Genomic DNA, 13,692 nt, shown 5'->3' on the forward strand with positions numbered 1-13,692 from the left:
TTTTACAAATATTATTACAATAAATAAAAAGATAAATTATGAATAATATTAAACAACATAGTATACTATTCATTTATTGTTCTTTTTTCATAGCCTTATTCTTACAAACTATATCCTGGCCGTTATATTTGCAATTATTTTGTCCATCTTGGATCAATCTTGTATTGGCTTATTGGACCTTAGTAATCCCAAAAACAATAAACATAGGTACCGGATTTTTTTTAGGATTACTAATAGATTTAATCTTAGGTTCAACATTAGGAATACACTCATTGGCATTAAGTGTATTCTCTTATTTAGTAATATCTAGCTCACAATCATCACAATATGAACCTATATATCAACAAATACTTATTATGAGTTTATTGTCATTGATAATCAAACTAATTGTAGTGATATTAGATATGCTAACAAATAATATCTTGTTTCGCGTAGAGGTACTTTGGGGTAGTTTAGTAGATGGTTTATTATGGCCTTATTTATCTTTTACAATCAAGAACCTTGAAATTTTATTAATAAAAAAAAATAATTAACAATTTATAAAATTTTAGTTACATCAACCTACAACTAAAATAGATATCTTATTCCTGAGGATATGATATAATCGATTGTACCGTCTCAAATAGTTACTATCAGCAATTTACATAGTCAAAACCAGAGTAATATGAGAATTCTACAATTTTTTATGAACCAAACGTTTGATTAAATAACGAAATCCTTTTTATCTAGTGCTGTACAACATAGACCTATGTTGTATCATTAACATTTAAAAAATAAAATGAAAACAAGCAAATATTTTTTATCAACACTCAAAAAAGATCCCAAAAAAATTGAAGTTAAAAGTCATCAATTAATGCTGAAAGCAGGTATGATATGTCAATTATCATCAGGACTTTATAGTTGGTTGCCAACGGGGTTTCGAGTTTTACAAAAAATAAAAAATATTATACGTAAAGAAATGAATAAAATTGGAGCATTAGAAATTGCTATGCCATTAGTACAACCAGCAATACTATGGAAAAAAAGTAACCGTTGGAAAAAATACGGCTCCGAACTGTTGAGATTCATAAATAGAAATTCAAAATCTTTCGTATTAGGACCAACACATGAAGAAGTAATCACAAATTTAATTAATAATCAAATTCATTCATACAAAGAATTACCATTAAATTTATACCAAATAACAACTAAATTTCGTGATGAAGTGCGACCATGCTACGGCACAATACGCACTAGAGAATTTGTTATGAAAGACGGTTATTCATTTCATTATACACAAGAATCATTAAAAGAAACTTACGAAATGATGTATCAAACCTACAGTAAAATTTTTACTCAAATGGGATTAAAATTTCTTATCACAGAAGCAGATAACGGAGCTATCGGTGGACATTTATCACATGAGTTTCAAGTTATAATTAAAAACAATAAAAATTATAGTATACAATCCGAAAAAATTAGTTGTAATGATATAAATAGAAATTTAAGTGCTTATATTGCTAAGTCATCAGATGTACCGATACCTTACAAGGAGGAAATGAAAGCTGTATTTATATCTAACTCTCAAAGTATCGATGATTTAATGAAAGATTTAAATTTACCTGTCACGAAAACTACAAAAACTGTAATTGTTCATGCAAAAAAAAACATGGACCATTCTCTAATAGCTCTAATGATAAGAGGTGATCATCAACTTGATAACATAAAAGCAGAAAAATTATCTCAAGTCGCTGTTCCTTTATCCTTTGCTAATGAACAAGAAATTCGTTCTGTTATTGGTGCTAGCCTAAAATTTTTAGGACCAATCAATATGCCTTTACCATTAATTGTAGATCAAAAGGTAGCCTCTATGAACAATTTTATTACTGGGGCTAACATAGATAATAAATATTTTTTTGGAGTTAATTGGAACAAAGATTTACCTATACCTCAAATAGAAGACTTGCGAAAAATCACATTCGAAAAAAAACAACCTAAACAACAAAAATCTCCACAAATTAGAAACAACATTGAAATAGCTCATATTTTTCAATTAGGAACTAAATATTCAAATATAATAAAAATCAAAGATAAAAATAACCGTCTTCTAGATATAACAATGGGATGTTACGGCATAGGCATAGCTCGTATTATAGCAGCTCACATAGAACAAAATCATGATAAACATGGTATATTATGGCCAGATATATTAGCGCCATTTAATGTAGCAATACTACCAATAAATTTACATAAATCTGCACAAGTTAATCAAGTGTCAGAAAAAATATATAACCAATTAGCTTTACTTAATATAGATGTTTTATTTGATGATCGCAAAGAACATATAGGAGTTATGTATAATGATATGGAATTAATCGGTGTGCCACATATAATAGTAATTAGCGATTCTACTTTAAGTACAAAAGAAACAGAATATAAAAACAGAAAAAATGGAAAAAATAGAAGAATTAAAATTGATAAAATAGTGGATTATATAGTAAAAAAAATAAGATTTTTAAATATTCCTTAATCTTAAATTTAACAAAATAATCAATAATTAAATAATTATTAATACTTTAATTAATATTTTAAATCAATAATAAAAAAATAAAATTTAGTAAAATGATAAAACAAATTGACTTTAAATAATAAAACTTCAAAAAAAATAGAATATTTTCTAAAATATACAAGAGTTATTTTGTAACCAAAATACTCTACGTTGTCTATTTTTAGTTCTTACTTTACCATCTCTAGTAATAAATACTCCAATAGCAGCTATCAATTTATTATCATAAAATAACAATGGTATACGGTTGCGTAACCATGGAGGAACATTAAATTCTTGCCAAAGTTTTTTCAAACTTCTTCCTCTATCTCTACCTATAATATACAAGAAGCCAAGAGATTGATGACCAAATTGTATGGAAACTTTTTCCTTAAAATAAGGTGAACGAACAATACTAAAAGCTGGTATGTTAATTGATCCTTCAAAATGAGAAGAACTACGATGAAATAAATAAACTGATTTTTGTTTAAAAGTAATAATTTTTTTAGTTAATAATGTAATATCCTTAAATAAATAAGAAACAAGAATACCTAGGTTATTAGGTAAAACAATAGGATAATCAAATGATGACCAAAAAAACTTTAAAGAGGATTTCTTTATAATAGTCATAGTCTGCATAGGCAATACATATAACTGATCACGAAATCTTCTAATACAAAATCCATCACAACATAATATAGGATTAGCATCACAACGACTAAGTACTACCTCTTTCCACATGCAATCTAATTGATTATAAGAAGGTAATTTCTTAACTACATTATTATTAAAAGTTTTTAACCAACGTCGTAATAAAGCATGACGCATTTGTACACTAGTATTTATTAATAATTTAAATAATAACGTACCCTTGTCTGTAATTACACTGCATAATCTTTTAATTAATAATTCATCTAATAAACTTTCTTGTTCTGCACATATACGAGCACTACGTGCAACTGTTTTACGGAATGATGGCCATCGCTCAACAAAAGAGGGTATAATACGAATACGTAAAAAATTTCGATCAAAACTAATTTTTTTATTACTATCATCCTCGATCCAAATTAATTGCTTATCACGAGCGTACATTGCTAATTCCGAATGACTAAATGACAGTAAAGGACGCAACAACAATTTTTTACTATTAAATCCAACATTAAAAACAGTTAGCATCGACATAGATGACAGGCCAGTAGGACCACTTCCTCTTTTTAATGCAAGCAAAAAAGTCTCTACCTGATCATCTAAATGATGAGCGGTTAATAATACTTCCTGCATATTTAAATTGTTAAATAACGCACGATTTCTCAAACAACGAGCTGCTGACTCGATTCCACCAAATTTATTTTTGGCAATACTACAATCAATTCGTATTATGCTACAAGGTATCCCGCGTTTTTTACATTGTCGTAAACAATGTTTAGCCCAAATATCAGAATAAGCACTAAGACCGTGGTGTATATGAATAACTCTAAAATTAAAAAAACAATGAGAATTTACTAACTTTAGATTGTTATAATATAATTTAGTTAATATAGAAAGTAACACAGTAGAATCTAAACCGCCACTAAAAGCTAAAACTAATTTGGAATAATTAGCTATTTTGCTTGCTACACTAGCGTATAATTTTTTATAAAATAAACAATTCATAGAATTTAAAGACATAAAATCTTTTGTTTATAATCAAACACACAAATATTAAAATTTAGATAAATCATATCAAATTTAAATTTAATTTGTTGTAATACATAAAGGTATGCAAATATAATAAAATAGCATCACTCAATTAGATACAAATAAATATTAATTATTTTCTTAAACATAAAATGTTAAAAACTTAATTATACCCATATCTCATTAATCGGTGATAACGAAATTTAACTAAATCATTTTTTTTAAATTTATCTAATTCAGCTAAATCTAATAATAACTGGTCTTTCAAAGATTTTGCGATAGCAGAATAATTCCTATGAGCCCCTCCTAACGGCTCGACAATTATATTATCAATCAGCTTAAGATCTTTTAATTTAGAAGCAATTATACCCATAACTTCAGCTGCAATAGAAGCTTTTTTAACATTTTTCCATAAAATAGCAGCACAACCCTCAGGAGAAATAACAGAATATACACTATATTCTAACATATTAATCCTATCCCCTACGCTAATAGCTAAAGCTCCTCCCGAACCACCTTCGCCTATTACTGTACAAATTATTGGTATTTTTAAAACAGACATTTCACGCAAATTTTTAGCAATAGCTTCCGATTGACCACGTTCTTCTGCTCCCACCCCTGGATAAGCTCCAGGGGTATCAATAAAAGTAATTAATGGTATTTGAAAACGTTCAGCCATTTTCATTAATCTTAAAGCTTTACGATAACCTTCAGGAGCAGGCATACCAAAATTACGACGAATTTTTTCTTTAGTTTCTCTACCTTTCTGATGACCTAAAATCATTACAGGACGAGAATCAAGACGACCTATACCCCCAACAATTGCCTTATCATCAGCAAATAGACGATCACCAAATAATTCATCAAAATCTGTAAAAATATAACCTATATAATCTAATGTATAAGGTCGTTGAGGATGTCTTGCAAGTTGAGTAATTTGCCAAGCGCTTAAGCTAGAAAATATTTTACGAGTTAATTCAGTACTTCTTTCACGTAACTTTTTTATATCTTCATCAAGACCAATAGATAATTCCTCATTTTGAAGACCTAATGTAAGTAAAGAATCAATTTTGGATTCTAATTCCATAATTGGTTGTTCAAAATCGAGAAAATTTAAATTCATGCCAGCCCCATTATGAATTAAATTCTAATTTAACATTTTGAGTTCCTATCAAAAAACGCAAATTAACCAATAATTGATCAGTAAGCGATACATTCCAATCGACTCCAAGACGCAAACGCATTTGCATGCTACTACTATTCCTATACAAAAAACACACAGGAGTACCCCCACCCAAATATGGTTGCAAAGACGACTTTAAGCGGTCTAAAAAATAATCGTTTATTTGCTCTTTAGTTAATAAAATAACTAATTTCTGTACATATTTTTTACGAGCTTCATTAATATCCATTAATCCATAAGCTATCATTTTAAAACTTTTATTAACACAATCAAGCTGAATTTTTCCTCGTGCAAAAACAACACACCCTTTTCTTAAAAGATTCTGATATTTTTTTAACAAATTTGTAAAAAACATCACGTTTATTCTACCTGAATGATCATCTAAAACGCAAATACATATCTGATGACCTTGTTTAGTAAAAATTATTTTTGATGAAATGATTAAGCCAAATACAGAAATAACATTTTGATGAATTTCAGAAGAAATTTTGTTAATTGATAAAATTCTAATATTGTAATTTTGAATTTCTTTTAAATATTGTAAAACAGGATGTTCAGTTAAATAGAAACCAAGAGTTTTCTTTTCACCTTCTAATATAATTTGTTGAGAACAATTAAGTGCTTTTTTAGAAAAAATCATGGGAAATGTTTTATCTTCACAAAATCCAAAAATATCATTTTGGCCGCTATTTTTAGCACTAATATATTGATGTGTAAAACCAATAACACTATCAATCGTATTAATTAATACAGATCTGTCGCTGCCGAAGCAATCGCAAGCGCCAGACATTATTAATTTTTCTAATACTCGTCTATTTAATTTTTTGCTATCAGTATACAAACATAAATCAAGTAATTTATGAAAAATTCCATGTTTACGGCGAGCTTCTATAATAGCCTCAACAGACCCTAAACCTATTCCTTTAATAGCCCCTATCCCATAAACAATCTCTTTTTTTTTATTAACATAAAAATAATATTTACCATTATTAATATTTGGAGGTAATACACGTATTCCCATTCTATAACATTCATCTATTACTCTTACTACTTTATCTATATTATCTATATCGGCGTTTAATACTGATGACATAAATTCTGCAGGATAATGTGCTTTTAACCATAAAGTTTGATATGAAATAAATGCATAAGCAGCAGAATGAGACTTATTAAAACCATAACCTGCAAATTTTTCTACTAAATTAAAAATTTTCATCGATAATTTAATATCAATACCTAATTCGACAGAACCTTCTCTAAAAATACAACGTTGTTTAACCATCTCTTCCATTTTCTTTTTACCCATGGCGCGACGTAATAAATCAGCCCTTCCAAGACTATATCCTGCTAATACTTGTGCAATTTTCATTACTTGTTCTTGATATAAAATAATACCATAAGTAGATTCTAAAACCGGACGCAATGATTGATGTTGCCATTGAAAATCAGGGTAAGATAACATTTCACGTCCATGCTTTCGATTTATAAAATTATCTACCATACCTGATTGGAGAGGTCCTGGACGAAATAAAGCAACTAAAGCAATAATATCTTCAAAACAATCTGGTTTTAATCGTCTAATAAGTTTTTTCATACCATAAGATTCTAACTGAAATACCGCAAGAGTATTTCCAGTTTGTAGAAGATTAAAACTTTTTTTATCTTTTAATGAAATAGAAGTAATCTTCAATGGTAATAAACCCGTTGCAGTACGATCTTTATTAATCATTTTCAATGTCCAATCGATAATAGTTAAAGTACGTAAACCAAGAAAATCAAATTTTACTAAACCAATTCGTTCTATATCATCTTTATCGAAATGGGTCATTGAATATTTACCATCAGAATCATAATACAATGGAGAAAAATCTGTTATTTTAGTCGGTGAAATTACTATCCCTCCGGCATGTTTTCCTACATTTCTCACAATACCTTCTAATTTACGCGCCATATCAACTAATATCTTTACATCATCATTATTATGATATAATTCACGTAACTGAATCTCATTAGACAAAGCTTTGTCTAAAGTCATACCGCTCTCTGAAGGAATTAATTTTGAAATACGATCCACAAAATTATAAGGATAACCTAATACTCTACCCACATCACGAACTACAACTTTAGCAGCCATAGTCCCAAAAGTAATAATTTGAGACACTGAATCTTTACCGTATATTTCAGCAACATGATCAATTACTCGATCTCGTTTTTCCATACAAAAATCAATATCTAAATCAGGCATAGATACTCGTTCAGGATTCAAAAAACGTTCAAACAATAAATCAAAAACTAATGGATCAATATCCGTAATTTTTAATACATATGCTACAAGAGACCCTGCGCCAGAACCTCTGCCAGGACCAACCGGTATACCATTTTCTTTTGCCCATCTAACAAATTCCATTACAATTAAAAAATATCCTGGAAAATTCATTTGATTAATAATTTCTAATTCAGTATTTAATCTCACATCATAAGGATGTCTTTTAAAAGATCTTTCTTTGTAATTTGGAAATAAAGATATCAAACGATCTTCTAATCCTTGGCGAGCGTGCATAACAAAAAAATCTTTTTCGGACATATTTTTTGTAGGAAATTTCGGTAAAAAACATGAATCCAATTTTAAAATTACATTACAACGACGTGCAATTTCTACACTATTTATTAAAGATTCAGGTAAATCAGCAAATAATTCACACATTTGAGATTCATCTCTCATAAATTGCTGTTCGCTATAAATACGAGGCCTACTTTTATCATCAACTGCAAATCCTCCATGAATAGCTACACGAATTTCATGTACATCAAAATCTTCCTTTTGTATAAATCGTACATCATTGGTAGCAACTATTGGTAAACCTTTTTTTTTAGCTAATTCCACAGCAGCATGGAGATAAATTTCTTCATTTTGACGTCCTGTACGTATTATTTCTAAATAATATCTATTAGGAAAATAACGATCATAAAAAAGCAATAATCGCTCCACATTTGATATATTATCATCAATTAAATTTTTCCCTATATCACCCTTACATCCTCCTGAAAGAATAATTAATCCTTTATGATAATCAGAAAACCAATCTCTATTAACAATAGGACCTAAATTAGTAAGACCATATTGATAACTTTTAGAAATTAATAATTTTAAATTATTAAAACCAATATTATCCGTAGCCAAACACGTTAATTCAAATATATTATCATCGAAATTCTCATCTTTTATTAAAAAATCAACACCGAAAATTGGCTTAATACCTGTATTATAACTGAAATTATAAAATTTAATTAAACCAAATAAATTATTAGAATCAGTAATAGCTAATGCCGGCATTTTAAATAAAAATGCTTGTTTAACTAAAGAATTCACTTTAGCTATTCCATCGATCATGGAATAATCACTGTGTACATGAAGATGAATAAATTTTGGTTCAGACATATTATTTAATAGAAAAGTTAATTGGGGTGAATAACTTTCAAATTTAATCTTAAATTAATCATAATACTCGCTTGACAGAATTAAAACTACGTCGATGATGTATAGTAGCGCCATGTAAAAATAATTTTGATAAATGAAAAACAGTTGGATAACCCTTGTGTTTAGAAAAACCATATTCTGGAAATTTTAAGTCTAATATTATCATTTCTCTATCACGACTAACTTTTGCCACAATTGAAGCAGCACTAATTGACATAATTTTAGTATCTCCTTTAATTATTGCCTGAGAAGGCATAGAAAAAAACGGAGATTTATTACCATCTACCAAAACATAATCTGGTGTTACTGATAAATTCATTACAGCACGTTGCATTGCTAACATAGTAGCTTGTAAAATATTTAAGTTATCAATTTCTTTCTCTTCCGCATAACCCAAGCTCCAAGAAATTGAATACTTAATAATATTTTCATATAAAATCAAGCGTGTCTTTTCCTTTATTTTTTTAGAATCCTTTAATCCAAAAATTAACTTTTTGGGATCTAATATAACAGCAGCAGCTACTACCGGACCAACCAATGAACCACGGCCTACTTCATCGACGCCGGCAATCACTTTTTTAGAAATGTTATGAAAAATACACACTATTTATACCTTTATTTCATAAATTTTAAAATTACTAATTTATTAACCTTAATACTGCATCAGCTGCTTTTTCATTAGCATTACAACGAATTTGCTGATGTAATATACGAAAAGTTTTTTTTAGTACAGAACGGTGATGAACATTTTCTAATAAAAAAGTCAATGCTTGTTCTAAATTTTCAGGATGACACGAATCTTGAATAAATTCTTTCACTAACTCTCGTCCTGCAAGCAAATTTGGTAAAGATATCCAAGGAGTTTTAACCAAGATTTTTAATAACATAAAGGTTAAAGATTTTACACGATAAGCGACTACCATGGGACATTTAGCTAACATGCACTCCAAAGTAGCTGTGCCTGATGCTAACAATGCTACATCAGCAGCAATCATAGCTTGATGTGATTGATTATTTAAAATACGCAATTTCATATCTTTTGCATAAATTTTTTGAAATTCATTAATTATCGAATCATCTGTTAAAGACACCAAAATCTCAAGTTCTGGAAATTTTTTAATCAATAATCTAGCACAATGTAAAAAATCATTAGTTAACATTTTAATTTCATTTCGTCTGCTACCAGGTAATATAACTAAACAACGAACGTTAAATGGAATACCTAATTCACGGCGTGCTGCTAATTTATCTGGATCCAATGGTAATAAATCTGCCAAAGCATGGCCAACAAATTGACAAGGTATATTCAATTGATCATATAACATTTTTTCAAAAGGCAAAAATGATAAAATATTATCTGCAGCTAAGGCCAATTTAAAAATCCTTTTTTTCCTCCATGCCCATATAGACGGACTGACATAATGAATAGTACGAATACCACGTTTCCTTAAACTTCTCTCTAAAGAAATAGTAAAATCTGGAGAATCAATGCCTATAAAAACATCAGGTTTTAAAATAGAAAAACGGCGGATAAGATCCTTACGAATGTGTAAGATACGTGGTATTCGTACTATAACTTCTGTAATACCTACTATTGATAACTCTTCCATATTATACCAAGATTCCATACCTTCACATTTCATACGAGGACCTGCAATACCAATAAAACGTACATTTGATAATTTACTACGCAATGCACTTATTAAACCAGCCCCAAGCAAATCCCCAGAAGATTCACCAACGACTAGTCCTATTAAAATAACAGATTTTATTGACATAATTAACGAATTATACCTCTTTGAGAACGAATTAAAAATTTAAGAAAAGTTTTTACAACTGGATATTGTATAGATAATGATTCTAATTCTAATTTGGCACATTCAATAGTTTTATTGCTACGATAAAGAATTTTATAAGCAGAATTAATTGCATTTAATGCATTACTATCAAAACCGCGCCTTTTTAAGCCTTTAATATTCAATCCAAAAGGAGTTGCATGATTGCCATGAGCAACAATAAAAGGCGGTACATCCTGAGCCACTCCTGAACAACCACCTATCATAACATGAGACCCAATAATACAAAATTGGTGTATTGCAGTCATACCTCCAATAATAGCGTAATCATCTATTATCACATGACCACCTAAAGTAACATTGTTAGCCAAAATACAATAATCACCAATAATACAATCATGTGCAACATGAACATTAATCATTAATAAATTATTATTACCTATTTTGGTGATTTGTCCACCATGCACTGTTCCTCGATGAATGCTCACACTTTCTCTAATTAAATTATGATGACCAATTTCCATACGTGTATCTTCCCCAGCATATTTTAAATCTTGATTAACTTCACCAAGAGAAGCAAATTGATATATTAAATTATCCTCGCCAATATAGGTAATTCCATTAACTACAACATGAGATTTTAACAATGTACGAGCGCCTATCTCAACATCAGAACCAATAAAACAAAACGGTCCAATATGTACATTAGCATGAATAACAGCTCCCTTTTCAATAATAGTAGTAGGATGAACAAAAGCAGATTGATGTATCACAAATTCAGGTCTCTCTACGACGAGCGCACATCATTAATGCTTCACAAACCATTTCATTATCAACTTTTACTACACCTTTAAAACGTGCAACACCACGACGTTCTCTAATAAACCTAACCTCAATAATCATTTGATCTCCGGGTTCAACCGGACGTTTAAATCGAGCTTCATCAATGGCAGCAAAATAATACAACTCTCCTGGCTGTAAAGCTCCAGAACTTTTAAATGCCAAAATACCTGTAGCTTGAGCCATAGCCTCCAAAATCAACACACCAGGGAAAATAGGTCTACCGGGAAAATGACCTTGAAAAAAAGGTTCATTAAAAGAAACATTTTTTACAGCTCTTAAAATCTTTCCTTTTTCAAAGTTTAATACACGATCAATTAATAAAAATGGAAAACGATGAGGTAGAAGCTCTAATACTTCTTCGATATGCAAAACATTAGCATTAATAATCAAAATACTCTTCCCTGCCTCAAAAATAACACATTAATAATACTAATAATTAACTTTAATAAAATAATAAACATTCAATAATTTGGATAAAATATTAAAATAATCTAATTACCTCAGTAAAAGATTATCAAATTTTCATTAATTTTTTTTCTGTTTCTTTAATTCTTTTATTAATATTATTTATCTCCATTAATAAAACTGCTGTTTTTCTCCATTTTTTATTGGGCTGTACAGGTATTCCTGAAGAATAAATACCAGGTTTAACAATATCTCTCATTACCATACTCATGCCAGTAATTATTACATTATCACAAATTTTAATATGACCATTAATAACACTTGCACCACCTATCATACAATACTCACCTATAATCAAACTACCAGCCATAACTACACCACCAGCTACTGCAGTGTTTTTACCGATTACTACATTATGTGCAATATGACATTGATTATCTATAACAACTCCATCTCTAATAATAGTGTCATCTAATGTGCCGCGATCAATTGTAGTACAAGATCCTATATCTACTCGATCACCAATGATAACTTTCCCTAATTGAGAAATTTTAACCCAAACTCCATCATCATTAGCATAACCAAATCCATCAGATCCAATAACAGCTCCAGATTGTATAAAACAATACTTACCTATTTCTACTTCATGATGTATAGCGACATTGGCGCATACATGCGTTCCAAAACCTATTTTTGTATTTTTACCTATGAAAGTTCCAGGTCCAATTATTACATCATCACTTAATATTACTCCAGAATCTATCACTACATTAGGGCTAATTACAACTCTTTGACCAAAAATAACATCTGATGCAATAACAACGTTTGCCCCAATATTTTCAAATGTTTTTGAAGCGGTATCTATCAAACGCGTTAATCTTGCATAAATGAGATAAGGATTTTTCACTACCAAAGCAGCACTTCTACAAAAAATTAAACTCTTTTCACTAAGAATAACTGCTGAAGCCTTACAATAAACAAGTTGTTTTCGAAATTTTGATTTTGATAAATAAGTAATTTGTCCAGGTTTTGCGTTCAAAATAGAAGAAATTCCAGTAATTAAAATATCACCATCTCCATGCAATTTAGCATTCAATTGTTGAGCTAAATTAGATAATTTAATTGGAAACATTAATTATTTAACCCACTTCAATACATCATTAGTAATATCTTTTATATTATTAGCATAAGCTATAGCATTAGCATCAAGAACTAAATCATAACCTTCTTTAACAGCAATTTTCTTTACTGCATCATGAATAATATTTAAAATTTTATCACGTTCTTCTGTTTGACGATAATGATTATCTTCTTGAAAAGCTTTAGCTTTATTAGATAAATCTTCACGCTGAGCTATAACTGATTTCTCTAATATAGATCGTTCATCAGCACTCATTATATTACTTTCACGTTGAAGATTTTGCATTTTTTCCTGAAGATCACGCTCCATTAATTGAAGTTCAATCGCACGATCTTTAAATTCATTTTCAAGTTGTTTAATTACCTGTTCATGATTAACAGTATGCTGAAAAATATCCGATATACTAACTACTACAATCTTACTTGAAGCAAAAACAGCCGAAAATTTTAACATAATCAACACTATTAGACATAAAATTCTTTTCACTAGCTCCTCCTTCATCCCATTAAAATTGTTTAAAATTTAATATTTTATATTTTAATAAAAATAAAATCAAAAATCTTCTGAACTAACATTAACTTATGCAAACTAGATGAAGAACCGAAAAAAAATAAATATAAAATATTGAGTAATTATACTAAAATT

At 29.2% G+C, this 13,692-nt stretch carries 11 protein-coding genes; 2 read left to right on the forward strand and 9 right to left on the reverse strand.

Annotated features, from left to right (window positions below; translation table 11 throughout):
- Positions 1 to 38: 38 nt before the first annotated feature.
- Positions 39 to 533: a rod shape-determining protein MreD gene (gene mreD, locus GN160_RS00780; protein ID WP_192380575.1), complete on the forward strand. Its 495-nt coding sequence runs from the start codon at positions 39 to 41 to the stop codon at positions 531 to 533.
- A gap of 245 nt (positions 534 to 778) precedes the next feature.
- Positions 779 to 2,509 (forward strand): proline--tRNA ligase, encoded by a 1,731-nt coding sequence (locus GN160_RS00785; RefSeq protein WP_192380577.1) that lies wholly within the window; start codon positions 779 to 781, stop codon positions 2,507 to 2,509.
- Positions 2,510 to 2,656: 147 nt separating this feature from the next.
- Here the strand turns inward: GN160_RS00785 and tilS are convergent, their stop codons facing one another.
- The 9 genes from tilS to GN160_RS00830 all read right to left on the reverse strand — a co-directional run bounded on the left by tilS (position 2,657) and on the right by GN160_RS00830 (position 13,533).
- Positions 2,657 to 4,192: a tRNA lysidine(34) synthetase TilS gene (gene tilS / locus GN160_RS00790; RefSeq protein WP_192380579.1), complete on the reverse strand. Its 1,536-nt coding sequence runs from the start codon at positions 4,190 to 4,192 to the stop codon at positions 2,657 to 2,659.
- Between the two features lie 172 nt (positions 4,193 to 4,364).
- Entirely contained in the window at positions 4,365 to 5,324 is a 960-nt protein-coding gene (gene accA, locus GN160_RS00795) for an acetyl-CoA carboxylase carboxyl transferase subunit alpha (protein ID WP_192380581.1), read from the reverse strand.
- Between the two features lie 10 nt (positions 5,325 to 5,334).
- Positions 5,335 to 8,823 (reverse strand): DNA polymerase III subunit alpha, encoded by a 3,489-nt coding sequence (gene dnaE / locus GN160_RS00800; protein WP_192380583.1) that lies wholly within the window; start codon positions 8,821 to 8,823, stop codon positions 5,335 to 5,337.
- 58 nt (positions 8,824 to 8,881) lie between these two features.
- Entirely contained in the window at positions 8,882 to 9,466 is a 585-nt protein-coding gene (rnhB, locus tag GN160_RS00805; protein WP_192380584.1) for a ribonuclease HII, read from the reverse strand.
- 34 nt (positions 9,467 to 9,500) lie between these two features.
- Positions 9,501 to 10,640 carry a lipid-A-disaccharide synthase gene (gene lpxB / locus GN160_RS00810; protein ID WP_192380586.1) on the reverse strand — a complete coding sequence of 380 codons (1,140 nt, stop codon included), beginning with the start codon at positions 10,638 to 10,640 and terminating at the stop codon, positions 9,501 to 9,503.
- A 2-nt stretch (positions 10,641 to 10,642) separates the two neighbouring features.
- Positions 10,643 to 11,431: an acyl-ACP--UDP-N-acetylglucosamine O-acyltransferase gene (lpxA, locus tag GN160_RS00815; RefSeq protein WP_192380588.1), complete on the reverse strand. Its 789-nt coding sequence runs from the start codon at positions 11,429 to 11,431 to the stop codon at positions 10,643 to 10,645.
- A gap of 4 nt (positions 11,432 to 11,435) precedes the next feature.
- Positions 11,436 to 11,888, reverse strand: a complete 453-nt coding sequence (gene fabZ, locus GN160_RS00820; RefSeq protein ID WP_192380852.1) for a 3-hydroxyacyl-ACP dehydratase FabZ — start codon at positions 11,886 to 11,888, stop codon at positions 11,436 to 11,438.
- A gap of 127 nt (positions 11,889 to 12,015) precedes the next feature.
- Positions 12,016 to 13,038, reverse strand: coding sequence for a UDP-3-O-(3-hydroxymyristoyl)glucosamine N-acyltransferase (gene lpxD / locus GN160_RS00825; RefSeq protein ID WP_192380590.1), 1,023 nt, complete (start codon positions 13,036 to 13,038; stop codon positions 12,016 to 12,018).
- 3 nt (positions 13,039 to 13,041) lie between these two features.
- Positions 13,042 to 13,533: an OmpH family outer membrane protein gene (locus tag GN160_RS00830; RefSeq protein ID WP_420021980.1), complete on the reverse strand. Its 492-nt coding sequence runs from the start codon at positions 13,531 to 13,533 to the stop codon at positions 13,042 to 13,044.
- Between the last annotated feature and the right edge of the window lie 159 nt (positions 13,534 to 13,692).

The sequence above is a fragment of the Blochmannia endosymbiont of Colobopsis nipponica genome (genome assembly GCF_014857065.1).
Lineage (GTDB): Bacteria > Pseudomonadota > Gammaproteobacteria > Enterobacterales > Enterobacteriaceae > Blochmanniella.